This window comes from Pseudomonas sp. AN-1, assembly GCF_034057115.1.
In the GTDB taxonomy this organism is placed as follows: domain Bacteria; phylum Pseudomonadota; class Gammaproteobacteria; order Pseudomonadales; family Pseudomonadaceae; genus Geopseudomonas.
The window spans coordinates 3,940,315-3,965,821 of record NZ_CP139195.1 but is presented as its reverse complement, the minus strand read 5'-3'; the positions used below and the strand labels follow the sequence as shown (position 1 = coordinate 3,965,821).

The 25,507-nt window shown below is 67.0% G+C and carries 24 protein-coding genes; 13 read left to right on the top strand and 11 right to left on the bottom strand.

Features of this window, described 5'->3' with window-relative positions:
• The first annotated feature begins 20 nt into the window (after positions 1–20).
• Positions 21–893, top strand: a complete 873-nt coding sequence (locus SK095_RS18620) for a metal ABC transporter ATPase (protein ID WP_320547110.1) — start codon at positions 21–23, stop codon at positions 891–893.
• A 91-nt stretch (positions 894–984) separates the two neighbouring features.
• Here SK095_RS18620 and SK095_RS18615 read toward each other — a convergent pair whose 3' ends face one another.
• The 3 genes from SK095_RS18615 to msbA all read right to left on the bottom strand — a co-directional run bounded on the left by SK095_RS18615 (position 985) and on the right by msbA (position 5,318).
• Positions 985–1,914, bottom strand: coding sequence for a ketoacyl-ACP synthase III (locus SK095_RS18615; protein WP_136489698.1), 930 nt, complete (start codon positions 1,912–1,914; stop codon positions 985–987).
• Positions 1,915–2,029: 115 nt separating this feature from the next.
• A complete protein-coding gene (gene hldE, locus SK095_RS18610) occupies positions 2,030–3,454 on the bottom strand; it encodes a bifunctional D-glycero-beta-D-manno-heptose-7-phosphate kinase/D-glycero-beta-D-manno-heptose 1-phosphate adenylyltransferase HldE (protein ID WP_201485077.1) in 1,425 nt (474 codons plus the stop codon).
• An 85-nt stretch (positions 3,455–3,539) separates the two neighbouring features.
• Complete coding sequence (gene msbA / locus SK095_RS18605) at positions 3,540–5,318, bottom strand: lipid A export permease/ATP-binding protein MsbA (protein WP_136489700.1); 1,779 nt, start codon at positions 5,316–5,318, stop codon at positions 3,540–3,542.
• 34 nt (positions 5,319–5,352) lie between these two features.
• Here msbA and SK095_RS18600 point away from each other — a divergent pair, with 34 nt between their 5' ends.
• A complete protein-coding gene (locus tag SK095_RS18600) occupies positions 5,353–5,967 on the top strand; it encodes a lipopolysaccharide kinase InaA family protein (protein ID WP_136489701.1) in 615 nt (204 codons plus the stop codon).
• Between the two features lie 6 nt (positions 5,968–5,973).
• Here SK095_RS18600 and SK095_RS18595 read toward each other — a convergent pair whose 3' ends face one another.
• On the bottom strand, positions 5,974–6,621 hold the full coding sequence (locus SK095_RS18595; RefSeq protein WP_136489702.1) for an acyltransferase: 648 nt from the start codon (positions 6,619–6,621) through the stop codon (positions 5,974–5,976).
• Positions 6,622–6,653: 32 nt separating this feature from the next.
• Entirely contained in the window at positions 6,654–8,666 is a 2,013-nt protein-coding gene (locus SK095_RS18590; protein WP_256659018.1) for an acyltransferase family protein, read from the bottom strand.
• A 231-nt stretch (positions 8,667–8,897) separates the two neighbouring features.
• Between SK095_RS18590 and rfbB the strand changes: the two genes are divergently transcribed.
• Genes rfbB through SK095_RS18535 form a run of 11 tightly spaced genes read left to right on the top strand, consistent with a single transcriptional unit; the run spans position 8,898 to position 18,895 of the window.
• Entirely contained in the window at positions 8,898–9,962 is a 1,065-nt protein-coding gene (rfbB, locus tag SK095_RS18585) for a dTDP-glucose 4,6-dehydratase (RefSeq protein WP_136489703.1), read from the top strand.
• Positions 9,959–11,077 carry a GDP-mannose 4,6-dehydratase gene (gmd, locus tag SK095_RS18580; RefSeq protein ID WP_136489704.1) on the top strand — a complete coding sequence of 373 codons (1,119 nt, stop codon included), beginning with the start codon at positions 9,959–9,961 and terminating at the stop codon, positions 11,075–11,077. The genes rfbB and gmd overlap by 4 nt, the downstream gene beginning before the upstream one ends.
• Before the next feature lie 18 nt (positions 11,078–11,095).
• On the top strand, positions 11,096–12,022 hold the full coding sequence (locus SK095_RS18575) for a GDP-L-fucose synthase family protein (protein ID WP_136489705.1): 927 nt from the start codon (positions 11,096–11,098) through the stop codon (positions 12,020–12,022).
• A 1-nt stretch (position 12,023) separates the two neighbouring features.
• On the top strand, positions 12,024–13,187 hold the full coding sequence (locus SK095_RS18570; RefSeq protein ID WP_136489706.1) for a DegT/DnrJ/EryC1/StrS family aminotransferase: 1,164 nt from the start codon (positions 12,024–12,026) through the stop codon (positions 13,185–13,187).
• 3 nt (positions 13,188–13,190) lie between these two features.
• The gene (locus tag SK095_RS18565; protein WP_320547109.1) at positions 13,191–13,661 is read left to right on the top strand and encodes a GDP-mannose mannosyl hydrolase; all 471 of its coding nucleotides are present in this window, start codon (positions 13,191–13,193) and stop codon (positions 13,659–13,661) included.
• A 25-nt stretch (positions 13,662–13,686) separates the two neighbouring features.
• Entirely contained in the window at positions 13,687–15,102 is a 1,416-nt protein-coding gene (locus tag SK095_RS18560) for a mannose-1-phosphate guanylyltransferase/mannose-6-phosphate isomerase (protein ID WP_320547108.1), read from the top strand.
• Between the two features lie 15 nt (positions 15,103–15,117).
• Positions 15,118–16,062 (top strand): alpha-1,2-fucosyltransferase, encoded by a 945-nt coding sequence (locus SK095_RS18555; protein ID WP_320547107.1) that lies wholly within the window; start codon positions 15,118–15,120, stop codon positions 16,060–16,062.
• A complete protein-coding gene (rfbA, locus tag SK095_RS18550; protein WP_320547106.1) occupies positions 16,062–16,937 on the top strand; it encodes a glucose-1-phosphate thymidylyltransferase RfbA in 876 nt (291 codons plus the stop codon). Before SK095_RS18555 ends, rfbA begins: the two co-directional genes overlap by 1 nt.
• The gene (locus SK095_RS18545) at positions 16,934–17,338 is read left to right on the top strand and encodes an FdtA/QdtA family cupin domain-containing protein (RefSeq protein ID WP_320547105.1); all 405 of its coding nucleotides are present in this window, start codon (positions 16,934–16,936) and stop codon (positions 17,336–17,338) included. The genes rfbA and SK095_RS18545 overlap by 4 nt, the downstream gene beginning before the upstream one ends.
• Positions 17,331–17,795: an acyltransferase gene (locus SK095_RS18540; protein WP_136489711.1), complete on the top strand. Its 465-nt coding sequence runs from the start codon at positions 17,331–17,333 to the stop codon at positions 17,793–17,795. Before SK095_RS18545 ends, SK095_RS18540 begins: the two co-directional genes overlap by 8 nt.
• Positions 17,792–18,895 carry a DegT/DnrJ/EryC1/StrS family aminotransferase gene (locus SK095_RS18535; RefSeq protein ID WP_320547104.1) on the top strand — a complete coding sequence of 368 codons (1,104 nt, stop codon included), beginning with the start codon at positions 17,792–17,794 and terminating at the stop codon, positions 18,893–18,895. The genes SK095_RS18540 and SK095_RS18535 overlap by 4 nt, the downstream gene beginning before the upstream one ends.
• A gap of 38 nt (positions 18,896–18,933) precedes the next feature.
• Here SK095_RS18535 and SK095_RS18530 read toward each other — a convergent pair whose 3' ends face one another.
• The 6 genes from SK095_RS18530 to SK095_RS18505 are packed head-to-tail and all read right to left on the bottom strand — an operon-like array spanning position 18,934 to position 25,505.
• On the bottom strand, positions 18,934–19,503 hold the full coding sequence (locus SK095_RS18530; RefSeq protein WP_136489713.1) for an acyltransferase: 570 nt from the start codon (positions 19,501–19,503) through the stop codon (positions 18,934–18,936).
• A 53-nt stretch (positions 19,504–19,556) separates the two neighbouring features.
• A complete protein-coding gene (locus SK095_RS18525) occupies positions 19,557–20,405 on the bottom strand; it encodes a glycosyltransferase (protein ID WP_320547103.1) in 849 nt (282 codons plus the stop codon).
• Between the two features lie 26 nt (positions 20,406–20,431).
• Positions 20,432–21,394 (bottom strand): glycosyltransferase, encoded by a 963-nt coding sequence (locus SK095_RS18520; protein WP_320548926.1) that lies wholly within the window; start codon positions 21,392–21,394, stop codon positions 20,432–20,434.
• 8 nt (positions 21,395–21,402) lie between these two features.
• On the bottom strand, positions 21,403–22,308 hold the full coding sequence (locus tag SK095_RS18515; protein WP_320547102.1) for a glycosyltransferase family 2 protein: 906 nt from the start codon (positions 22,306–22,308) through the stop codon (positions 21,403–21,405).
• The gene (locus tag SK095_RS18510) at positions 22,295–24,049 is read right to left on the bottom strand and encodes a carbamoyltransferase (protein ID WP_136489717.1); all 1,755 of its coding nucleotides are present in this window, start codon (positions 24,047–24,049) and stop codon (positions 22,295–22,297) included. The genes SK095_RS18515 and SK095_RS18510 overlap by 14 nt, the downstream gene beginning before the upstream one ends.
• Before the next feature lie 16 nt (positions 24,050–24,065).
• Positions 24,066–25,505, bottom strand: a complete 1,440-nt coding sequence (locus SK095_RS18505; RefSeq protein ID WP_320548925.1) for a lipopolysaccharide kinase InaA family protein — start codon at positions 25,503–25,505, stop codon at positions 24,066–24,068.
• Between the last annotated feature and the right edge of the window lie 2 nt (positions 25,506–25,507).

The window sequence follows — 25,507 nt, the reverse complement described above, 5'->3', positions numbered from 1 at the left end:
TGCCCGCCGAAGGAGTCGCCATGCACAGGATTCTCGCCCGCAAGGACCCGAGCACCTTCAAGACCCAGCCCCTGCATGTCGAAGCCAACGCCCAGCGGCTGATCTACCAGCCGCTCGGCCAGCCGCTCAACTTCGCCCAGATGCTCGAGCGGCGGCGACCGCTGCAGGTCGACAACCCCCAGCACTTCACCTGCGAGCTGGCCAATCTGGGCGTGTCGGTGCGCCTGACCCTCGCCTGGCAGGGGCGCGACTACTGGCTGCTGGTGCGCCAGCAGCGCCGCGACCGCGGCGACTGCGTGCTCAAGCTGATTTCCGGCTACGTGCCCAGCCACGAACTGCACCTGCCGCTGCACGCCGCGCTGCAGGAGGTGGCCGAGGAGTGTCTGGTGGAAACGCCGCGCGGCTGGCTCGGCGGACGCTTCGGCGAACACTGGCTGCCGACCCCGCACGATGCCAGCCTCCCCCATCACGAGCAGTACCACTACCGCCTGAGCCCGCTGTGCGGCGACGCCCGCCGGGTGCATGCTGGCAGCCTGCCGCTGCTGGAGCGTCCGCAGGCCTACGTGCACCTGCCGACAGCCTCCCTGCAACTGGTCTACGACCTGCGCCTCGAACTGCCGGCGGCGCTGCAGGCGCCGAGCCTGTTCCACAGCGACGAGTGCCTGGAGGACGGCGTGCTGGTCAGCCGCCTCGACCGGCACAACCCGGACCTCTACCTGCTGCCGCTGGAAGGCAACCCCGGCGAGCTGTACACCCTGCAGCAGGGCGAGCTGCGCCGTGCGGCCACCGACGGCCTGTGGCTTTCGGAAGGATTCGCCGCACAGGACGGCTGGCTGATCCGCGACGAACGCATCGGCTGGAGCGACTGGCTGCGCCAGCGCCGCTGCGCCTAGAGGTACGGCTGGCACGCCGGGCAGGATCACTCCCTGCCGGCTTGCGGCCCGGGAGCGGACGGGTTGCGGCCGTCGCCGCAACCCGCGACGATCAGCGGCGCAGCAGCACCGCCGAACCCCAGGACAGGCCGACGCCGAAGCCGCTCATCACCAGGTTCTTCCACGCCGAGCCTTCGAAGGCATAGCGCTCCATCAGCAGCGGAATGGTCGAGGACACGGTGTTGCCGGCGCCGAACATGTCCTTCACGACTCTGTCACCATTCTCGCCTAGTCTCTTGGCGATGGCATCGACGATCGCGCCGCTGCCCTGGTGCAGGCAGTAGGCATCCACGCTGTCCAGGCTCAGGCCGGCCTCCTCGAGCACCTCCTGCATGTGCGGGATGATCTTCAGGCTGGCGAAGTTGAACACCTGGCGGCCGTTCATGTGGAAGCAGCCGTCGCGCACGATCAGGTGGTCGGCGCCGCTGCCGTCGGTGCCGAAGCGCGCCGGACCCAGCTCCCAGACCGGGTCCTCGCCGATCCAGGTGGCAGTGGCGGCATCGCCGAACAGCAGGGTGGTCATGCGGTCGCTGCGGTCCATGATCTTCGAGTAGGGATCGGCGGTGACCAGGATGCCGTTCTTCAGCCCGGTGGCTTCCATGAAGCCCTTGATCGCGTAGAGGCCATAGACGAAGCCCGAGCAGCCGAGCGACACGTCGAAGCAGGCGACGCCGGTCGGCAGGCCGATCTTGTGCTGGGCGATGGCCGAGGTGTGCGGCAGGCCTTCGCCGTCGCCGTTCTGGGTCACCACGATCAGCGCCTGGACATCCTCGAGGCGCAGCTCGGGGTTCTTGGCCAGCAGGTTGCGCACGGCGGCGGCACACAGATCCGAGGTTTCCTCGGCGGCATCCTTCACGGAAAGCGTGGCGGTGCCGATCTTGCTCGCGACGAACGCCTCGTCGCGGTCGAAGGACGCGGCCTGGGCGATGTTGTCGATGCGGCCCGCCGGGATGTAGCTGGCGATACTTTTTATTCCGATCATCTGTGCTTTCCACCATTGAACTGATCACGCCAGCTCTCTCGCCGGGGAGCTGACCGAGGCCCGGCAGACCGGGCGTTAACCTGGAGCAGGTGACAGGCGCTGCCAGCCGCCTGCCTCACGAGCGTTCGCGAATCTTCTCGACGATTGCCGTGGTCGAGCAACTATCGACGAAGTTAAGCACCTTCACGTCACCACCATACGTCTGCACGATGCCGGCGCCCACCACCTGGTCGAGGCCGTAGTCGCCGCCCTTGACCAGCACGTCCGGGCGCACTTTCTCGAGCAGCGCCTCGGGCGTGTCCTCGCTGAAGCTGACCACCCAGTCCACCGCCCCGAGGCCGGCGAGCACCGCCATGCGCCGGTCGACGCTGTTGATCGGCCGTCCCGGCCCCTTGAGGCGGGTCACCGAGGCGTCGTCGTTGATCGCCACGATCAGACGGTCGCCGAGGGCACGGGCCTGCTCGAGGTAGGCGACATGGCCGGCATGGAGGATATCGAAGCAGCCGTTGGTGAACACCACCTTCTCGCCGTGGGCGCGGGCGTCCTCGAGGGCCGGCAGCAGCTGGTCGAGGGTCATCACCCCGCGACCTGCGCCCTGCTCGCGCTGCACCGCACGGCGCAGTTCCGGAGCGCTGACGGTGGCAGTGCCGAGCTTGCCGACCACGATGCTGGCGGCCAGGTTGGCCAGCGCCACCGCCTGCGGCAGCTCCTCGCCGGCGGCCAGCGCGGTGGCCAGGGTGGAGATCACGGTATCGCCGGCGCCGGTGACGTCGAACACCTCGCGCGCGCGCGCCGGCAGGTGCAGGGCCGGCTGCCCCTGGCGCAGCAGGGTCATGCCATGCTCGCCGCGGGTCACCAGCAGCGCGCCCAGCTGCAGCTCGGCGAGCAGCGCGAGGCCCTTGGCCACCAGCTCGGCCTCGTCGGCGCAGCGGCCGACCACCGCCTCGAACTCGGCGAGATTCGGCGTGATCAGGCTGGCGCCGCGGTAGATGGCGAAGTCCCTGCCCTTGGGGTCGGCCAGCACCGGCAGGTTGCGGGCACGGGCGGCCTGGATCAGCGCCTGATGGTTCTTCAGCGCCCCCTTGCCGTAGTCGGAGAGGATCACCACCTTGACCCGGTCGAGCAGCGCCGCCACCTCGCCGAGCAGGGCGTCGGCGTCGGTGGCGAAGGGCTCCTCGAAGTCGAGGCGCAGCAGCTGCTGATGACGGCTCATCACCCGCAGCTTGACGATGGTCGGCTGCGCGGCGAGGCGCTGGAAGTGCGCGGCCACCCCGGCGGCCTGCAGGCGCGCGGCCAGGCTGTCGGCCGCCTCGTCCTGCCCGGTGACGCCGACCAGCCAGGCCGGCGCGCCGAGCGCGGCGATGTTCAGCGCGACGTTGGCCGCGCCGCCCGGGCGGTCCTCGACCTGCTCGACCTTGACCACCGGCACCGGCGCCTCCGGCGAGATGCGGTTGGTCGCGCCATGCCAGTAGCGGTCGAGCATGACATCACCGACCACCAGCACGGGGGCCTGATCGAAACGGGGCATGGACAGCTTCATGGGGGCTCCGGGACGAGGAAAACGGCAGGGATCATAGCATGCCGCCGTGTCGAGGTTTGCGGATGCTTCCCGCCTGCCGCAGCGCTCAGGCGATGCCGGCGCCCCCTTCCTCGTCCAGCCCCATGGCGTGCAGGCGGGCATAGTGACCACCCTGGGCCAGCAGCTCGGCATGGCTGCCGCGCTCGACGATGCGCCCCTGGTCCATCACCAGGATCAGGTCGGCCTTCTCGATGGTGGACAGCCGGTGGGCGATCACCAGCGTGGTACGCCCCTGCATGACCCGGTCCAGCGCCGCCTGGATATGCCGCTCGGACTCGGTGTCGAGCGCCGAGGTGGCCTCGTCGAGGATCAGCAGCGGCGCATCCTTGAGCAGGGCACGGGCGATCGCCAGGCGCTGGCGCTGGCCGCCGGAGAGCAGCACGCCGTTCTCGCCGACCTCGGTATCGAAGCCCTGCGGCAGCTTGTCGATGAACTCCCTGGCATAGGCATCGGCAGCGGCCTGCTCGATGGCTTCCCGCGGCGCACCGGCCAGGTCGCCGTAGGCGATGTTGCTGGCCACGCTGTCGTTGAACAGGGTCACCTGCTGGGTCACCAGGGCGATGTGCCGGCGCAGGTTGCGCAGGCGGTACTCCTCGACCTCCACGCCGTCGAGGAGGATCTGACCCTCGCTGTGGTGGTAGAAGCGCGGAATCAGGTTGGCGAGGGTCGACTTGCCGCTGCCGGAGCGGCCGACCAGGGCGACCATCTGCCCCGGCTCGACGCTGAAGCTGATGTCGTGCAGCACCTGCTTGTCGGTTCCCGGATAGACGAAGCTGAGGTGCTTCACCTCGAGGCGGCCGCTGACCCGCTCGCGCTCCACGGCGCCGCGGTCGATCTCCGCCGGCTCGTCGAGCTGCTCGAAGATGCTGTCGGCCGCCGCCAGGCCCTTCTGAATATTGGGGCTGACCTCGGACAGCTGGCGGATCGGCTTGGGCAGCAGGCCGGCAGCGGTGATGTAGGCGATCAGCTCGCCGGCCGTGGCGTCGCCGCGCAGGAACAGCACCATGTACATGAGGACCGCCATCCCCGTGTAGATGACCAGTTGCAGGGTCGGCGTGTAGATGGCCTGGGTGCGGATCATGCTCATCGCCCGGCGCATATCGTCCTGGCTGGCGCGCAGGAAGCGCGCCTGCTCGTAGGCCTCGCCGCCGAAGCTGCGCACCACGCGGTAGCCCTGGATGGTTTCCGAGGCGATATGGGTCACGTCGCCCATGGCCTCCTGGATCTTCCGGCTCTGCTTGCGGAACTTCTTGCTGGCCATCGACACCATCAGCGCGATCAGCGGCAGAATGGCCACCAGCACCAGCGTGAGCTTCCAGTTCATCCACAGCAGGTAGCCGAACAGGAAGATCACCGTCATCCCCTCGCGAATCACCACCTTGATCGCGTCGGTGACCGCGCTGGTGACCATGGTCACGTTGAAGGTGATGCGCGAGATCAGGTGGCCCGAGTTGTGGCTGTCGTAGTAGCGGTTGGGCAGGGTCAGCAGGTTGTCGAACAGGGTGCAGCGCAGGTCGTGCACCACGCCGCGGGCGACCTTGGCCAGGAAGTAGTTGCCGAGGAACGAACCTATGCCCTGGTAGACGGCAATGAGTACAATCGCCAGCGGCACGCCCAGCATCATCGAGATGCCCAGCAACTCGGCACCGTCGGGGTTCTGCAGGCCGTCGAGGAAATACTTGAGCATGTGCGCCAGCATCGGCTGGCTGGATGCGAACAGCAGGAAGCCGACTACGCTGAGCGCGAACACTCCCCAGTAGGGCAGCACGTATTTCAGCAGACGCAGATAGACCTTCAGATCGGATTGCCCGGCGGAACCGGCCATGGCGTGGCCTCTTGTGACTGGCTAGAGAAAACGGATGCGGATTGTAACAGCGAACGAATGGCAGCAGTGGCTCGCCCAGGGCAAGGTGCTGGAGCAGGACGGGCGCGGCCCGAAGGTGATCCGCCTGGCGGACGGCCAACTGCTCAAGGTGTTCCGCCCGCGGCGGCGCCTGTGGCTGGCCCGCCTGCTGCCGCCGGCCCGGCGCTTTGTCGCCAATGCGAACCGCCTCCAGGCCTGCCGGATACCCGTGCCGCAGATGGGCGAGTGCTTCTGGCTGGATCGCGGGCAGGCCGTCAGCGCCTGCCTGTACAGCCCGCTGCCGGGGGAATCGCTGGAGCAGCTGTACCGGGAGGACCGCCGCCGCTTCGAGGCGCTGCTGCCGGAGTTCGCCGCCTTCGTCCACCAACTGCACCGGCGCGGCATCTATTTCCGCTCGCTGCACCTGGGCAACGTGCTGCGCCTGCCCGAAGGCGGCTTCGGGCTGATCGACTTTCTCGACATCCGCTTCCGCCGCGGACCGCTGAGCGACCGGCTGGTGCGGCGCAACCTGGCGCATCTGCGCGGTTATCTGCGCCGCAACCGGATCGACGACTTCCCGTGGGAGGCCATGCTCGGGGCCTATCGCCGCGCCGCAGGCCACGCCGCCTGAGGCGGCTCACAGCATCCGGCGATCCCAGCAGGTATCGCGCTTGACCACCTTGGCCGGTACCCCGGCGACCACGCAATTGCCCTCGTCGAAGGCGCGGCTGACCAGCGAGCGGGTCGCCACCACGGTTTCCGGATGCAGCACCGTCCCCTTGAGCACCACAACGTCCCGCCCGATCCACACCCGGTCGGCGATGCGGACGTCGCGCGAACGGTTGAGACGCTCGCCGCTGTGCACGTCGAGGATCGAGTGCTTGTCGCCGGTGCGGATGATGATGTCTGTGGACAGCATGCAATCCCTGCCGATGTCGATGCTCGCCGCCTCGTCCACCAGCAGGTAGGCCCCCTCCACCGTGGTCTCGCTGCCGATGCGGATGTGCTGGCCGCGAGTGCCGACCAGGTAGATCTTGCCGCTGCTGAAGCGCACGTTGTCGCCGATCTCGATGAGATTGTCCGCACCATCCAGACGGATCTCGCAATGGGTCAGGGTGACGTTCTCGCCGATCACCAGCCGATTGTTGCTGCCACGCAGCTTGATGGTGGTTTTCTTCAGGTTGCGCTCGCTGCTCTCGGGCAGCTCCAGCCGGTTGCCGGGCTTGAGGAGGCGGCGGTTCTTGTAAGCCAGATTGCGCAGTTTCAGGGCCAGGCGTTGCAGCATGGAAAGCCTCTTGCTCGGTTGAAGGGACGGGCTCATCGCCCGCCGGCCTCGGGCATGGCGGGCGCAGTGGATACCGCCGGGGCAGCGGCGAACACCTGCGCGAACATCGGCAGCAGCAGGCGGTTGCCATATTCGCTCAGGTGGTCGTCGTCGACATACAGCGGCATGCCGTCCTTGCTGCCGTAGCAGTACTGGGCGTCGCACAGGTAGGGCAGCGGATCGAGGATCTTCGCCCCGCAGCGCTCGGCCACCTCGTCCTGGACGGCCCAGACCTCGGCATGCCGCTGCCGGTATTCCTCGCGGGAAATGCGGATCTCCTCCACGCGGCCACGCAGCAGGGCGCGCCCCATGGCCTTGGGGACCTCGACGTGCATTTCCGGTACCGGGCGCAGCAGATAGAGCGGATGATGGTCGGCCAGACGACACATGGTGTCCAGGTAGTGCTGGCGGAACTCGGCGAAATACTCGGCGTCGGGCTGCTCCACCTTCCGCGAGAAATAGACCATCGGCGGCAGCGGCTTGCCATCCGCCCCCGGCAGCTCGCCCCTGATGTAGGAGGTGGTGCGGTTGATCAGGAACAGCGGCATGCCCGGATACAGGCCGTCCAGTCGGGACGCGACTTCCTCCAGCAGCTGCTTGCAGTCCACACGCTCGCCCTTGCCCGCCCAGCGCGCGCCGTAGACGAACAGGCAGCCGCTCTCGCCCTTGAAGTACACCCCCTGGCGCGCATCCGGCAGGGCATCGGCCACGGCGCTCACCAGGGCATCGGCATGACTGTCGCCGATCACCAGCGCACGCACCTGATCGCCCCCGTAGGTGCAGGCGGCATCAAACCTCAGGCACTCCTTCAGGCGGGGATTGCGATTCTGGCGCTCGCTCTCGACCTTGGCCACCTCGCTGGGCAGCCGCTCGGGGAAGCCGCTGCGCCGCACCAACTGGGCGGAAACCGCCACGACGACCAGGCAGCCGATCAGCCAGGCGGCGTTGCGCAGGCTGTTGCGCCTCGCCAGCCAGCGCCGTGCCGGCACCTCGACCGCCACATAGGAGAGATGGCCCAGCAGCAGCGAAGCGAGCAGGCCGGCGCCGATCCAGGCGGGATCGTCCTGGCGGTAGAAGTAGACCAGCCCGACCACCAGCGGCCAGTGCCAGAGGTAGATGGAATAGGAACGGGTACCCAGCCACTGGGCGACGACGCTGGCGGTCCAGGGCGAACCGCTGCGGCACGCCAGCAGGACCGCGGCCGCCCCCAGCGTCGGCAGCAGGGCGAGGAAGCCGGGCCAGGCCAGGCTGGCATCGATCAGCGCGATGCTCGCCGCGATCAGGAGGATGCCGCCGCCCTCGAGCAGCCCCCGCCAGCGCGACGACAGCCCTTGCCGGGTGCCCAGCAGGTACACGCAGCCCCCCAGCAGCAACTCCCAGGCCCGGGACTGCAACAGGTAGAAAGCCTGACTGGGCTCGCTGAAGGTGAGGAACACGCAGACGGCGAAGGAGGCCAGCAGGGCCAGCAGATGAGCGGCGAGTATCCCCCGCCGCTGCGGCCAGCAGCGCGCGAGCAGCAGCAGGACCAGCGGGTAGAGCAGGTAGAACTGCCACTCGACCGACAGCGACCAGGTATGCAGCAGCCACTTGTCGTGGGAGGCCGCGTCGAAATAGCCGGACTCGTCGAGATAGCGCAGGTTCGAGCTGAACAGCACGCTCTCGCGGGCATGGCGCCCCAGCATCTGATAGTCGCTGGTCATCAGCAGGAACCAGCCGGCCACCAGGACGACGGCCACCAGGACCAGCAGCGCGGGGAGGATCCGCCGGGCCCGCGCCAGATAGAAGCCGGGCAGACTGAAGCCGCCCCTGTCCAGCCCGCCGACGACGATGCCGGCCATCAGGAAGCCGGAAATCACGAAGAACACGTCGACGCCGACGAAGCCCCCGCCGAACCCCGGCACGCCGAAGTGGTAGAGCACCACGGCCACCACGGCCCACGCGCGCAGGCCGTTGATATCGGTACGGAAGCCGTCAGCCGCCGCACTCGCTGCAGAACCCCTCACCACGCACCCCCTCCATACCCGCCGCACACGGCCTGCACACCTCCGCGGTGGGCGGCATGACGACGCGGAACCCCAGAAAAATTGGCGGCATCATAGCATTCGGCTATCGAACAGGATGCGCCTGAGTGTTGCCGCCCCGATTGCGGGTAATTATCCTGCGACCAGCATCGCAGGCGGCCGGCACGGACCCAGCTGCCTTTCAGCCCACCTCAACAGCCAGCGGGCCACGCCCTCATGAAAATCCTCGTCACCGGCGGCGCCGGCTTCATCGGCTCGGCGCTCATTCGGCGTCTGATCCTCCGCACCGATCACCACGTGGTCAACCTCGACAAGCTGACCTATGCCGGCAACCTGGAGTCGCTCGCCGAGATCGCTGCCAGCGAGCGCTACGTCTTCGAGAAGGTGGACATCTGCGATCGCGCCGAAGTCGAACGGGTCTTCCGCGAACAGCAGCCGGACGTGCTGATGCACCTCGCGGCCGAGTCGCACGTCGACCGCTCCATCGACGGTCCGGCCGAGTTCATCCAGACCAACATCGTCGGCACCTACACCCTGCTGGAAGTCGCACGCCAGTACTGGCAGGCACTGCCCGAACCCCGCCGGGAGGCCTTCCGCTTCCACCACATCTCCACCGACGAGGTGTATGGCGATCTCGACGACACCACCGCGCTGTTCACCGAACAGACGCCCTACGCCCCCAGTTCGCCCTACTCCGCGTCCAAGGCCAGCTCCGACCACCTGGTGCGCGCCTGGCATCGCACCTACGGGCTGCCGGTGCTGATCACCAACTGCTCGAACAACTACGGCCCCTACCATTACCCCGAGAAGCTGATCCCGCACATGATCCTCAACGCCCTGCGCGGCAAGCCGCTGCCGGTGTATGGCGACGGGGCGCAGATCCGCGACTGGCTGTACGTCGAGGATCACGCGCGCGCACTGATCGAGGTGATTACCCACGGCAGGGTCGGCGAGACCTACAATGTCGGCGGCCACAACGAGAAGCGCAACCTGGAGGTGGTCGAGACGATCTGCGACCTGCTCGAAGAGCTGGCCCCCGGGAAGCCGCAGGGCATCGCCAGCTATCGCGAGCTGATCACCTTCGTCACCGACCGCCCCGGCCATGACCGACGCTATGCCATAGATGCCGGCAAGATCCAGCGCGAACTGCATTGGACGCCCGAAGAGACCTTCGAGTCCGGCCTGCGCAAGACCGTCGCCTGGTACCTGAACAATCTCGACTGGTGCAACCATGTGCTGGCCGACGATCACCGAAGCGAACACTTGACTACGAAATCATGAAAAAAGCTCTCATCACCGGCATCACCGGCCAAGACGGTTCCTACCTGGCGGAATTCCTGCTGGAGAAGGGCTACGAGGTCCACGGCATCAAGCGGCGCGCCTCCTCCTTCAACACCCAGCGGGTGGACCACATCTATCAGGACCCGCATGTCGACAACCAGAGATTCATTCTCCACTACGGCGACCTGACCGACTCCTCCAACCTCACCCGCATCATCCAGGAAGTGCAGCCCGACGAGGTCTACAACCTCGGCGCCCAGTCGCACGTGGCGGTGAGTTTCGAGTCGCCGGAATACACTGCCGATGTCGACGCCATGGGCACCCTGCGCCTGCTGGAGGCCATCCGCCTGCTCGGCCTGGAGAAGAAGACCCGCTTCTACCAGGCCTCCACCTCGGAACTGTATGGCCTGGTCCAGGAGATCCCGCAGAAGGAAACCACCCCCTTCTATCCACGCTCGCCCTATGCCGTGGCCAAGCTGTACGCCTACTGGATCACCGTGAACTACCGCGAGGCCTACGGCATGTATGCCTGCAACGGCATCCTGTTCAACCACGAGTCGCCGCGTCGCGGCGAAACCTTCGTGACCCGCAAGATCACCCGCGGCCTGGCCAACATCGCCCAGGGCCTGGAGCCCTGCCTGTATCTGGGCAACCTGGACGCCCTGCGCGACTGGGGGCACGCCAAGGACTACGTGCGCATGCAGTGGCTGATGCTGCAGCAGGAGCAGCCGGAGGACTTCGTGATCGCCACCGGGGTGCAGTACTCGGTGCGCGAGTTCATCCGCTGGTCGGCCGCCGAGCTGGGGCTGACGCTGCGCTTCGAAGGCCAGGGCGTCGACGAGCGGGCCATCGTGGCGCACATCGAGGGCGACAAGGCGCCGGCGCTCAAGGTGGGCGACGTGATCGTGCGCGTCGACCCCCGCTACTTCCGTCCCGCCGAGGTGGAAACCCTGCTGGGCGACCCGGGCAAGGCCAAGCAGAAGCTCGGCTGGGTCCCGGAAATCACCGTTCAGGAAATGTGCGCCGAGATGGTCCGCGAAGACCTCAAGACCGCCCAGAGGCAATCCCTGCTGAAGTCGCACGGTCACGACATCGTGGCCAGCGTCGAGCACTGAGTGGGCGACCCGAAACACATGAAGATTCTACTTACGGGCAGTTCCGGCATGGTGGGGCGCAACATCCTGGAGCACCGGGATGCCCTGCAGCACGAGTGGCTGACCCCCGGCCACGGCGAACTGGACCTGACCGACTACAGGGCGACGCGCGCCTACCTGGACAGACGCCAGCCCGACGCCATCATCCATGCCGCCGGCAAGGTCGGCGGCATCCAGGCCAACATCCTCGAGCCGGTGCAGTTCCTGGTCGCCAACCTCGACATGGGGCGCAACGTCCTGCTCGCCGCCGCCGAGGTCGGCATCGGCAACCTGATCAATCTGGGCAGCTCGTGCATGTACCCGCGCGATCGCGACGATGCCCTCAGGGAGGAAGATGTTCTCGGCGGCCCGCTGGAGCCGACCAACGAAGGCTATGCCCTGGCCAAGATCACCGTCGCCCGCCTGGCCGAGTTCCTGCGCCGGGAGAACCCGCGCCTCGGCTACAGGACGCTGATCCCCTGCAACCTCTACGGCCGGCACGACAAGTTCGACCCGCGCTGGTCGCACCTGATTCCGGCCATCATCCACAAGGTCCATCAGGCCAGGGTGAACGGCGAGCCCAGCGTGGAAATATGGGGCGACGGCACCGCCCGCCGCGAGTTCCTCTACGCCGGCGACCTCGCCGGCGCCATCCTCAAGGCCCTGCCGGACCCGCAGTCGACGCCGGCGACCATGAACATCGGGCTGGGCAGCGACTACAGCGTGAACGAGTATTACGCCGCCGCCGCCGCGGTGATCGGCTATTCCGGCTCGTTCACCCACGACCTGGACCGGCCGGTGGGCATGAAGCGCAAGCTGACCGACGTGAACAGGGCCCGTGCCTGGGGCTGGCAGGCGGAAACCGCCCTGGAAGACGGCATCCGCAAAACCTACGAATTCTATCTTGACACCCTGCATGGCCGATAAAATGAATTACCCTCTTGCAAGCACCACCTGGGATGAGGCGGAGTACTCCGCCATCCAGCGAGTTATCGACTCCGGCATGTTCTCGATGGGGCAGGAGGTTGCCAAGTTCGAACAGCAGTTCGCCGCCTGGGTGGGCAGCCGCTACGCCGTGATGGTCAACTCCGGCTCCTCGGCCAACCTCGCGATGATCGGCGCCCTGTTCTTCCGCAAGGAAAACCCGCTGAAGGCCGGCGACGAGGTCATAGTTCCCGCCGTCTCGTGGAGCACCACCTACTACCCGCTCCAGCAGTACGGCCTGAAGCTGAAGTTCGTGGACATCGACCTCGATACGCTCAACATGGATCTCGAGCAGTTGCGGGGCGCCATCGGCGCGAACACCCGGGCGATACTGACCGTGAACCTGCTCGGCAACCCCAACGACTTTTCGGCGATCAAGAGCATCATCGGCGAGCGCGACATCGTCCTGCTGGAGGACAATTGCGAGTCGATGGGCGCACTGCTCGACGGCAAGCAGGCCGGCACCTTCGGCGCGATGGGCACCTTCAGCAGCTTCTTCAGCCACCACATCTCCACCATGGAAGGCGGCCTGGTGGTCACCGACGACGAGGAGCTGTACCACATCCTGCTCTGCCTGCGCGCCCACGGCTGGACCCGCAACCTGCCGAAGGTCAACCGGGTGTGCAGCGACAAGAGCGACAACCCCTTCGAGGAGTCGTTCCGCTTCGTCCTGCCCGGCTACAACCTGCGCCCCCTCGAGATGAGCGGCGCCATCGGCCAGGAGCAGCTCCGGAAACTGCCGGAGATGATCGCGGCCCGGCGCCGCAACGCGGCACGCTTCCAGGACCTGTTCGAGCAGCACCCATGGCTGCGCATCCAGCAGGAAACCGGCGCCAGCAGCTGGTTCGGCTTCTCGCTGATCCTGAAGGACGAAGCACCGCTGTCGAGGGCGGAGCTGCTGCAGCGACTGAGCGCCGCCGGCGTCGAGTTCCGCCCCGTCGTCGGCGGCAACTTCGCCAAGAACGAGGTCATGCAGTGGTTCGACTACAGCATCCACGGCGAACTGGCCAACGCCAACCGGGTCGACAGCCATGGCTTCTTCGTCGGCAACCATCACTACGACATCGCCGCCCAGATCGAGCTTCTTCACTCGATCTGCAGCGCATAGCCCATGCTGCTCGAACAGGAAAGGTTCCGGACCATCGTCGAGAGCACGCCGCTGCTCTCGATCGACCTGCTGATCCGGGATGCGCAAGGCCGGATCCTCCTCGGCAGGCGTCGCAACCGGCCCGCCCAGGGATTCTGGTTCGCTCCCGGCGGCCGCGTGCTGAAGAATGAAAGCCTGGACGCGGCCTTTCGTCGACTGACCCTGGCCGAACTGGGGCACGCCTTCGAACGCGGGCAGGCGCAATTCCTGAACGTCCACGAGCACTTCTATGCTGACAGCATGTTCGGCGCAGCCGGAGAGGCACCGGACACGCATTACGTGGTCCTGTGCTACGGCCTGAACCTGCCGGCCAGCCTGCAGCTCGCCCCGCCCGCCGACCAGCATGACCGCTACCGCTGGTGGAGCGTGCGCGAGATGCAGGACAGCGCCGAGGTGCATGCCTACACCCGCGCCTATCTGCCAGCGCTCGACTGAGCGATGGCTCCAGAGGATCGATGAGATGATATTCCCGGTGATCATGGCTGGCGGCTCCGGCTCGCGCCTGTGGCCGTTGTCGCGCCAGCTCAATCCCAAGCAGTTCCTCCCGCTGGCCGACCGGGACCTGTCGATGCTGCAGGCCACCATCCAGCGCCTGCAGGGACTGGACGCGGCGCTGCCGCGACTGATCTGCAACGAGCAGCATCGCTTCATCGCCGCCGAGCAGCTGCGCCAGCTCGGCATGGAGGAAGCCGGCATCCTGCTGGAGCCGGTCGGCCGCAACACCGCCCCGGCCATCGCCCTGGCTGCCCTGCAGGCCGTCGCCGAAGCTGAAGCGGAAGACCCCATCCTGCTGGTGCTGGCCGCCGACCATCTGATCCGCGACGTACCGGCCTTCCACGCCAGCATCCGGACCGCCCTTCCGCTGGCGGCCGCCGGCAGGCTGGTGACCTTCGGCATCGTGCCCGGTCACCCGGAAACCGGCTACGGCTACATCGAGCAGGGCGCCCCCGTCGGCGAGGGCGGTTTCGCCGTCACCCGCTTCGTCGAGAAGCCCGACCTGGCCACCGCCCGCAGCTACCTCGCCAGCGGCCGCTACTTCTGGAACAGCGGCATGTTCATGTTCCGCGCCAGCCGCTACCTGGAGGAACTCGAGCGCTTCCAGCCGGCCATGCTGGCCGCCTGTCGCGCCGCGCTGGCCGGCAGCACCCGGGACCTGCACTTCACCCGCCTCGACCGCGAGGCCTTCGCCGCATGCCCCGAGGACTCCATCGACTATGCCGTGATGGAGAAGACCGCCGCCGCGGCGATGGTGCCGCTGGATGCCGGCTGGAGCGACATCGGCTCCTGGTCGGCGCTGTGGGACGTCAGTCCCAAGGACGGCGAGGGCAACGTGCTGCTGGGCGACGTGCTGGCCCAGAACACCCATGACACCTACATCCATGCCGACAGTCGCCTGGTGGCTACCGTGGGCGTCGAGAACCTGGTGATCGTCGAAACCAAGGACGCCGTGCTGGTCGCCCACAAGGACCAGGTCCAGGACGTCAAGCGGATCGTCGACCAGCTCAAGCGCGACGCACGCCACGAGCACATCGACCACCGCGAGGTCTATCGGCCATGGGGCATGTACGACGCCATCGACAGGGGCAGCCGTTATCAGGTGAAGCGCATCACCGTCAAACCCGGCGCCAAGCTGTCGCTGCAGATGCACCACCACCGGGCCGAACACTGGATAGTCGTCAGCGGAACCGCCAGGGTCACCAACGGCAAGCAGACCTACCTGGTCACCGAGAACCAGTCGACCTACATCCCGATCGGCCAGGTTCACACTCTGGAGAACCCCGGGAAGATCCCCCTCGAACTGATCGAGGTCCAGTCGGGTTCGTATCTGGGCGAGGATGACATTGTCCGGTTGCAAGACAAGTACGGGCGGCAGTAGCCCTGGGAGAAGATTGTGGTAGTCGTCAAACTGGTAGGCGGACTCGCCAGCCAACTGCACAAGTACGCCGTGGGCCGAGCCCTGGCCGAACTGTCCGGCAGCGAGCTGCTGCTCGACATCTCCAACTATGTGGGGCCGAAGAAGCGCGAAACCCAGTTCAACTTCGAGCTGGACAAACTGCAGATCAAGGCGCGCCTGGCCAGCGAGGCGGAAATCGCCCGCGCCAAGGGGCTGCCCAACTACATCGGCTTCAGGATCGCCGAAGGCATCGCCGGGACATTCGGCACGCCAAGGAGCGAGTCGCCGGAGAAGCTGCTGCGCAAGCTGTTCGGCCACACGATCTACAAGGCAGACATCACCAAGTCCTCCAGCGCGAACTTCTTCTCCGGCATCGACACCGGCAAGGATGCCTACATCTACGGTGAATGGGGCATGGGATCGGCCCTGTTCGACCACCTGCGGGGGCCGCTGGTCCGCGAGTTCACGCCCAAGATGCTTTCCGCACAGGCGACCGCCCTCGCCGACGAGATCGCGGCGGCCGCCAACGCCACTTCGCTGCACGTGCGCCGCGGCGACTTCGTGTCCATCCCCGAAAACGCCAAGTTCCATGGCTCCTGCTCCCTGCAATACTACCGGAGTGCGGTCGAGCACGTGACGAGACACACCCGGGCGCCGCGCTTCTTCGTGTTCTCCGACGATATCGCCTGGTCCCGGGAGAACCTCGCGGAGTTCCTGCCGGCGGACAGCGTCTTCGTCGAGAACCTGAAGAACTACGAGGACTTCCACCTGCTCGGCAGGTGCGCCCACAACATCACCGCCAACAGCGGCTTCAGTGCGCTGTCGGCCTGGGCCAACGACAACCCGGACAAGATCGTGATAACCCCTCGGCAATGGGTTACCGACGAGAGAATCAACGCGATGCAGCTGTCCCAACTACCTCGAGAGTGGGTCTTCCTCTGATGAAAGGAATAATCCTGGCGGGCGGCTCCGGCACCCGGCTCTACCCCATCACCAAGGGCGTGTCCAAGCAGTTGCTGCCGATCTACGACAAGCCGATGGTCTACTATCCGCTCTCGGTGCTGATGCTGGCAGGCATTCGCGACATCCTGCTGATCAGCACCCCCGAGGACATCGGCAGCTTCCAGCGCCTGCTCGGCGACGGCAGCGAGTTCGGCGTGAGGCTGAGCTACGCCGTGCAACCCAGCCCCGAAGGTCTCGCCCAGGCCTTCATCATCGGCGAGGAGTTCATCGGCGACGACTCGGTGTGCCTGGTGCTCGGCGACAACATCTTCTATGGCCAGGGCTTCAGTCCCATGCTGCGCAAGGCGGCCCAGCGCAGCAGCGGCGCCACCGTGTTCGGCTATCAGGTCAAGGACCCCGAGCGCTTCGGCGTGGTCGAGTTCGACGCCGACAGGCGCGCCATTTCGATCGAGGAAAAACCGCACGCCCCGAAATCGAACTTCGCCGTCACCGGCCTGTACTTCTACGACAACCAGGTGGTGGAGATCGCCAGGCAGGTCAAGCCCTCGGCGCGCGGCGAACTGGAGATCACCAGCATCAACCAGGTCTACCTGCAGCGCGGCAGTCTCAACGTCGAACTGCTCGGCCGCGGCTTCGCCTGGCTGGATACCGGCACCCATGAAAGCCTGCTGGAGGCGGCGCACTTCGTGGAAACCATCGAGAAGCGCCAGGGCTACAAGATCGCCTGCCTGGAAGAGATCGCCTTTCATAACGGCTGGCTCAGCGTCGAGGAACTGCAGCGCATCGGCCACTCCCTGAGCAAGAGCAGCTACGGCCAGTACCTTCTGTCCATCGCCCGGGAGAACAGCAAGTGAGCCTGACCGAGCTGATCGAACTCAAGGTGATGGGCGACGAGCGCGGCAAGCTGGTCGCACTCGAAGGCGGAAGGAACATCCCCTTCGACATCAAGCGGGTCTACTACCTGACCGATACGGTGACGGGAATCTCCCGCGGCTTCCATGCCCACCGGCAGCTGGAACAGATCGCCATCTGCGTGTCCGGCCGCTGCCGCATGCTCATGGACGACGGCGTCAGCCGGGAAGAGGTCTGGCTCGACGCCCCCGACAAGGCGATCCGCATCGGCCGGATGATCTGGCACGAGATGCACGACTTCAGCAGCGACTGCGTACTGCTCGTCCTCGCCAGCGACCACTACGACGAATCCGACTACATCAGAAGCTACCCCGCCTTCCTGGAGCTGACGCGAAATGCCTAAGATCCATCCCCTTTCCGACGTCCAGACTGCCAGCATCGGCAAGGACACCCGGATATGGCAGTACAGCGTCGTGCTGGCGGGAGCCCGCATCGGCGCGAACTGCAACATCTGCGCGCACACGCTGATCGAAGGCGACGTGATCGTCGGCGACAACGTCACGATAAAATCCGGCGTGTTCCTGTGGGACGGCACGCGCATCGAGGACAACGTCTTCGTCGGCCCCAACGCGACCTTCACCAACGATCCCCTGCCGCGCTCCAAGGTCTACCCCGACAGCTTCGCCGGCATCACCGTGAAAAAGGGCGCCAGCATCGGCGCGAACGCCACCCTGCTGCCAGGCATCACCATCGGCTGCAATGCCATGGTCGGGGCCGGGGCCGTGGTGACCAGGGACGTTCCGGACAACGCCGTGGTTGTCGGCAACCCGGCCAGAATCATCAGGTACATCGAGCAATGATCAGTTTCCTGGATCTGCAGAAAATCAATGCCACCTGCCGCGAGGAACTGATCGAGGCCTGCACCCGGGTCATCGACTCGGGCTGGTACATCGCCGGGCAGGAGCTTTCCCGCTTCGAGACCGAGTTCGCCACCTACTGCGGCAGCGGACACTGCATCGGCGTGGCGAACGGCCTGGATGCCCTGACCCTGACCCTGCGCGCCTGGAAGGAACTGGGCAAGCTCAAGGAAGGCGACGAGATCATCGTCCCCGCCAACACCTACATCGCCAGCATCCTGGCCATCACCGAGAATCGCCTGACCCCGGTCCTGGTCGAGCCGGATGCCGGCAGCTACAACCTCTGCCCGCAGCGGACCCGCGCCGCCATCACCGCGAAAACCCGCGCCATCCTCGCCGTTCACCTGTACGGGCAACTGGCCGACATGCCGGCCCTGCAGGGCATCGCCGAAGAGCATGGCCTGCTGCTGCTGGAGGACTCCGCCCAGGCCCATGGCGCCAGCCTGAGCGGCCGCAGGGCCGGCAACTGGGGGCATGCCTCGGGCTTCAGCTTCTATCCGGGCAAGAACCTCGGCGCCCTGGGCGATGCCGGCGCCATCACCACCAGCGACGACGAGCTGGCGCAGACCCTGCGCGCCCTGCGCAACTACGGCTCGCACGAGAAGTACAAGAACCTCTACCAGGGCGTGAACAGTCGCCTCGACGAGATCCAGGCCGCCCTGCTCCGGGTCAAGCTCAAGCACCTGGATGCCCAGACCGAGCATCGCCGGCTGATCGCCCGCCTGTATCGCCAGGGCATCGAAAACCCGGCCATCCGGCTACCGGACTGCGCGGTGGAGGAGCAACACGTCTGGCATCTGTTCGTGGTCCGCTGTGGCGAACGCGAAGCCCTGCAGCGCCACCTTGCCGACCAGGGCATCCAGACGCTCATCCACTATCCGATCCCGCCGCACCACCAGCAGGCCTATCGCGACTGGGGCCCCCTCGAGCTGCCGCTGACCGAAGCCATGCACCGGGAAGTGCTGAGCCTGCCCATGGGGCCGACGCTGAGCCTCGAGGAGGCGGAGCAGGTCATCCGCAGCGTCAACGCGTTCCGCGCCTGAAGCCCCCGGCCCGCAGGGCTCGTCCCTGCAGGCCCGGTCTAGCGATCCGGCTCGTCCAGACGACGAATCAGTCGAGCCGGATTGCCCGCGTACACCGCGTTCGCCTCGACATCGCGCACCACCACCGCACCACTGCCGATCACCGCGCCGTAGCCGACGGAAACTCCCTTGAGCAGGGTCACGTCGTTGCCGATGAACACCTCGTCCTCGATGCGCACATCCGCCGTCGAGTGCACGCCCGAGCGCCGCTCGGCCACACTCAGGCCATGGAAGTCGGAGTCGACCACGCTGAAGTTGCGGCCGATCAGGCAGTTGCGGCCGATATCGATACGCCCTTTCTCGGCGATGATCGCCGCATTGTTGTTGAGAATGGTCCCCGCCCCGATGCTGACCTGCGCGCTCGCCTCGCGCGCCTCGATGTAGATGCAGCCATTGAGAAAGCCGGGCGAAGGCCAGTAGCCGAGCTGCACGCCCTGCAGGGCTATGCGCCCCTTGCCGGCACACATCAGCGGCTGGCGCATCTTGCAGCCCTGCAGATGCGGCCGGTTGGTCGACAGGCGGCGATAAAACCAGATACGCAGGCGCTGGTACCACTTCAATATCTTCATTCCGACCTCGTCAACTCAACGTCGAACAACACGCGTGACGCCGGACACGCCGGTCAGCGGCGCGCCAGCAGGAGACGCAACAGCGCGCGCAGAGTCTTGCGCGTCCAGTGCGCCGGTGGGATCTGCCGGAGAATCTCCCAGGCCAGCGGCTTGTCCAGCTTCGCCGCCTTGAGCAGGATGGAATTGCGATGCGCCATGCATACCCGCCGGTAGGCCGGGTGGTCGGCGAACAGCGCATAGATCTTCAGCCCCTCGTCGAGCATGAAGCGCAGGTTCCTGTGCATGTTCTCCGGGTGAGTGCGGTAGAGCGCCAGCACATCGCCGAGCACGTCCACGAAGTATCCCGCCCTCGCCATCTTGAGCTGCATGGTCAGATCCTCGATGCGGATCGACGGATCGTAGCCGCCCACCGCCAGGGCGACATCGCGGCGCAGCAGCAGCGTGGGCGCCGGTGCGCCGGCCTGGGTCCCCAGGAAGAGGCTGTCGAAATCCAGGCGCCGCGTCGCTCCGGAGGAGCGCGGCTTGCCGACGAGGCGCCCCTCGGGATCGATCGCCTGCACGTTGCCGGCACAGATCGCCACCTCGGGGTGCGCCTGCAGGTGGCGCACCTGGCGCTCGATGCGCTCGGGGAGCATCACGTCGTCGGAGGCAAAGGGCGCGAAATAGACGCCGCGGGCACGCTGCAAGGCGTCGTTCAGCGTGCTCAGCAACCCCTGGTTGCGCTGCACCCGGAAATCGAAACCATGCCGCTCCTGCAAGCGTCGGATCCGCTCGACACTGTCGTCCGTCGAGCCGTCGTCGATCACCAGCAGTTCGATGTTCGGGTAGGTCTGCCCGAGGATGCTCTCGATACAGGCCTCGACGTAGGGAGCATGGTTGTAGGACGGCACTATCACCGTCACCAGCGGATCATCCGTTGCTTGCCGCACTAGGCATTCCCCCCCTTGAGCAATGCGCGCAGCCACGCCCAGCGCGACGGCGCGACAGGCCGTGCCGGCCTGGGCCTGCGCAACTCATCGGCCAGGCGGGCGGCCAGCGCGGGAAAGCCGAGCCGGCTCTCGACGAACTGCCGCCCCTCCAGAGCGATGCGCTCGGCCAGTGCCGGATCGCTCCGCAGCCGCTCCAGATGCCCGCGCAATTCATCGAGGGACGAATAGAGCAGCAGGTGCCGCCCCTCCTCCAGACCGATCGCCTGCTCCTCCTCCCCCTGGCGCCAGGCCAGCAGGACGCAGCCGCAGGCCATGGCCTCGAAGTTCTTGGCCATGTACTCGTTCAGACCGACATCGGCGCTGACGAAAAAGCGGATGCGGTTGAGCAGATGGCGGTAGGCGTCGCCGGGCTCGCTGCGCAGCAACTGCAGCGGCTCGCATGCCGCCAGGCTGTCGAGCAGGGCCTTGCGGCCCGCATAGGCGCCGCTGGACGTCCGCCCGATGAAGCCCAACTCGATATCGCGCGGCCCCCGCTCCTCGAGGAACACATCCTGCGGATCGTAGGCCTTGGGAATGAAGGTGGCATCGAACCCTTCGGCGGCCAGCCGGCGAGCGACCGACGCCCCGGTCACCACGATGCGTGCGCCAGGCAGTCGCCGGTAGAAACGACTGAACTTGCCCTTCCAGCGCGAACTGTCCAGGTAGTTCTGGCAGGCGTCCTGCTCGTAGATCGTGAGATGCGGCAGGCGCGCCAGCAGGCGGGTCTGCCGGTAGACGTTCTTGAACGGCAGATCGAGCAGGATGCGCTCGTAACCGGCCAGGGGAATCTGCCGCAGGTAGCTCTTCAGGTCGCGCTGCTGCTCCTTCTGCAGGATGCGCAGATCGACTTCCAGATGGCTGGCCAGGCTCGCATACAGGGACTTGAAATCCGGCAGCCGCGGCTCGGCGGTCAGGACCAACACTCGCACGCTCACCTCCTCACCAACAGTCGCAACGCCTTGCGCAGGTAGCCCCAGCGCAGGGCCTGCAGCGGACTCAGGCGCAGCGCGCACGCGTAGAAGCGCCGGGCCGCCGCAGGATCGCGGTCGGCCTGGGCGATGCGAAACAGCGACAGATAACGCTGGGCGGTATAGCGACGGCGCAGCGGCTGGCACTCGGCCGGCAGGCTGGCGAACACCTCGCGGACGATGCCGAGGGCATTCTCCTCCTCACGGTCGCGATTGTGCCGCAGGCTGTCGTCATGCTTGTGGATCCGTGCCAGCGGCTGAGCGACGGTGACCACCGGCGCACTCACCAGCAGGTAGGCGAACACGGCGATGTCCTCCCCCTTGCGCAGGCTTTCCGGATAGGGGCGCTGCAGCAGCAGATCGCGCCGGAACAGCGAGCAGCAGTGGGATATGGCTATGCGCTTCTGCAACAGGTAGCGAGCTATCAGCTCCGGCGGTGCGAGCGCGGGCACCGGCGTGGGCTGGCGCAAACGCTCGCGGCCGTCGGCGAACACCGAGACCTGCGCGCCGAGAAACATGCCGGCATCCGGCCGGGCTGCCACGGCGTGGCGCAGTTGCGCCAGCGCCTCGGGCAGCAACTCGTCGTCCGCATCCAGCAGCAGCACATAGCGGCCGGCCGCCTCGCGGATGCCGCGGTTGCGCGCCGCGGCAGGCCCGGCATTGGCCTGGTGGATCGCCCGCAACTGCGGATGGCGCGCGGCATAGCCGGCCAGCACCTCGGCGGTGTTGTCGCGCGAGCCGTCGTCGACGACGATCAGCTCGACGTCGTCAGCGAGCTGTCCCAGCACCGAGTCCAGCGCACGGGGCAGCAGGTGGGCATAGTTGTAGGCCGGAATGACGACGCTGATCAGCGTCTCAGACGGCGTCATACCAGTCCATCCCGTCCTTGACCACCAGCACGTCCTCCATGATCAGGTAGCGCAGGTCCGAACCGTAGAACATGTTCAGCGCATCGGTGGGCGAGCAGACCATCGGCTCGCCGCGGCGGTTCAGCGAGGTGTTCAGCGACACGCCGTTGCCGGTGAGCTTCTCCAGCTCCAGCATCAGCTCGTACCAGCGCGGATTGTGCCGGCGCTCGAGCACCTGGGCGCGCGAGGTGCCGTCCTCGTGGACCACTTCCGGCACGCGCTCCTTCCACTCCTCGTTGACCTCGAAGGTGAAGGTCATGAACGGGCTGGGGTGGTCGACCTTGAGCATCTGCGGCGCCACGGTATCCAGCATCGACGGGCAGAACGGCCTCCAGCGCTCGCGGAACTTGATCTGTTCGTTGATGCGGTCGGCGACGCCCGGCACGCTCGGGCAGCCGATGATCGAACGGCCACCGAGGGCGCGCGGACCGAACTCCATGCGGCCCTGGAACCAGGCCACCGGGTTGCCGTCGGCCATGATCCGGGCGATGCGCCGGGCGGTGTCGTCGATGCGCTGCCACTTCGGCGCGTTGGGATGGCGGGCGCAGGCGGCGATCACGTCCTCGTTGGAGTAGGCCGGGCCGAGGTAGACGTGCTCCATCTTCTCCACCGGCACGCCGCGGGCCACCGAAACGTAGGCGGCGGCGCCCACCGCGGTGCCGGCGTCGCCGGAGGCCGGCTGCACGAACAGCTCCCTGACCTCGTCGCGGGCGATGATCTTCTGGTTGAGCTTGACGTTCAGCGCGCAGCCGCCGGCGAAGGCGATCTTGCCGGTTTCGCGGATGATGTCGCCCAGGTAGAAGTCCATCATCTCCAGCGCCAGCTTCTCGAACAGCGCCTGCATGGCGGCGGCGTAGTGGATGTAGGGATCGTCGGCGATGTCGCCCTCGCGCTTCGGGCCCAGCCACTCGATCAGCTTGGGCGAGAAGTAGTAGCCCTTGCCGTTCTCCTTGTAGCGGCGGAAGCCGATGACGTTGGCGTACTCGGTGTTGATCACCAGCTCGCCGTTCTCGAACTTGGCCAGCCGCGAGAAGTCGTACTTGGCAGCGTCGCCGTAGGGCGCCATGCCCATCACCTTGAACTCGCCGTCGAGCATCTCGAAGCCGAGGTATTCGGTGATCGCGCCGTACAGGCCGCCCAGCGAATCCGGGTCGTAGAATTCCTTGATCTTGTGGATCTTGCCGTTCTCGCCCCAGCCGAAGAAGGTGGTGGCGTACTCGCCCTTGCCGTCGATGCCCATGATCGCGGTCTTCTCGGTGAAGCCGGAGCAGTGGTAGGCGCTGGAGGCATGGGCCAGGTGGTGCTCGACCGGCTCGATCTTGACCTTCTTGAGGTCGAAGCCGAGCTGCTGCAGGCACCACTGGATGCGCTTCTTGTAGCGGTGGTAGCGGCGGTTGCCGAACAGGATGGCGTCCAGCGCCCGGTCCGGGGCGTAGGCGTAGCGCTTGGCGTACTGCCAGCGGGCCTTGTCGAAGAGGCTGATCGGCGCGAAGGGAATGGCCACCACATCGACGTCTTCCGGCCTGATCCCGGCCTGTTCCAGGCAGAACTTGGCCGACTCGTAGGGCATGCGGTTCTTCGCGTGCTTGTCGCGCACGAAACGCTCTTCTTCGACGGCGGCGATCAGCTTGCCGTCGATGTACAGCGCGGCGGACGGGTCATGGCTGAGGGCGCCGGAAAGGCCGAGGACGGTCAGAGCCACAGATGTATCCCTCTATCTATTCAGGGCAGGTGCCGGGCACCTGCGGTAAACGTTGGTCGAGCAACCGGTAGAGGGCCGAATCGGCCGGCCAGTTGCGCAGGAAGCGGGCGCGGTCTTTGGCGTAGGCCCTGGCGAAGCGCCGCGGGCAGCGGTGCTGGTGCATGGCGTCGAGGTCGATCAGCGCCCAGCGGCCGTCCTGCCAGAGCAGGTTGGTGCCCTTGAGGTCGCCGTGGGCGATGCGCTCGCGGCACAGGGCGGCGAACAGTCGCTCGAGTGCCTGCAGCTCGTTCTCCGGCGGCAGACGACTGCCATCGCGCGCGAATCGGCGGAGTATATCCTCTCCGCCGGCATGTTCGGTAATCAGCCAGGCGCGCCCGCGCAGGCCGAAGCGGCGGCTCTCGCGCATGGCCAGCGGCCGCGGGGTGGCGATGCCGAGGAACTCCAGGCGGTTGCCCTCAACCCAGCTGTGCCAGGCGCGGCTGGGCCGCCAGCAGCGCTTGAGCCAGTGGCCCAGGCCCTTGATGTTGTAGCGCTTGATCACCACAGGCCGGCCGGCCAGCTCGACGCGCGCCACGGTGGCGCTGCCGCCCTGCTTCAGGGCAACGCCGGCGCCGATGGCGGCATCCGCCTGCTCCAGCAGCGGCAGCAGCGCCTCGGCCTGGTCGCGACGGACGATGCGCAGGTCGTCGCGGCTGCGCTGCACGCTGAACAGGGTGCAGTCGCGGCCGAGCTTCTTCAGGTAGTCCCTGAGGCGCCAGCGGCGCACGGCGGCGATGGGCTCGCGCAGGTCGCTGGCGTCCAGCGCATGCGCCGGATTGGCCTGCAGATAGGCCGGCAGCAGGCGGTCGATGAAGGGCTCCAGCTCCGCCGGCAGCTGGGCGAAGAACACACCGAGATTCTGCAGCGCCTGGGCGCGGGCCAGCGGCTGCCCGGCCAGCTGGGCGCGGATGCCGCCGCCGTCGATCAGGTACAGGCGCTCGCGGCAGCGCAGCAGGTTGTCCAGGTGCAGATCGTCCTGCCACAGGCCGCGGGCATGCAGGCGGCCGATGGCGCCCAGCGCCTCGCCGAGCAGCGCCTGCTGGGCGGCGGACAGCGGCGGCTGCTCGGCCACCGCCTGCCAGACGCTGCCGAGGCTGACGGCGGCGGCGAGGAACTCGAACAGCAGCCAGCCGCCCTCGCCCGCCACCAGCCCCTCGGCCAGCAGCTCGGGGGTGTCCAGCCCCTGCTCGCGCAGCAGGCGCGCGCCGTCCAGCTCGCGGGCGTGCTGGCGCGCCGCCCTGGCGCCGACCAGCAGCTTGGCCAGCACCCGGCGGCCCTGCCATTCGGCCTCGCCGACGTAGCGCTGCCCCGGCAGCACGCGCAACAGACTCAGCAGGCGCAGTTCGCCGCCGGGCAGCTCGATGCTCAGCGACAGCGCCGGGCGGCGCCCGGCGCTGGCCAGTTCGCTCAGGCGCAGGC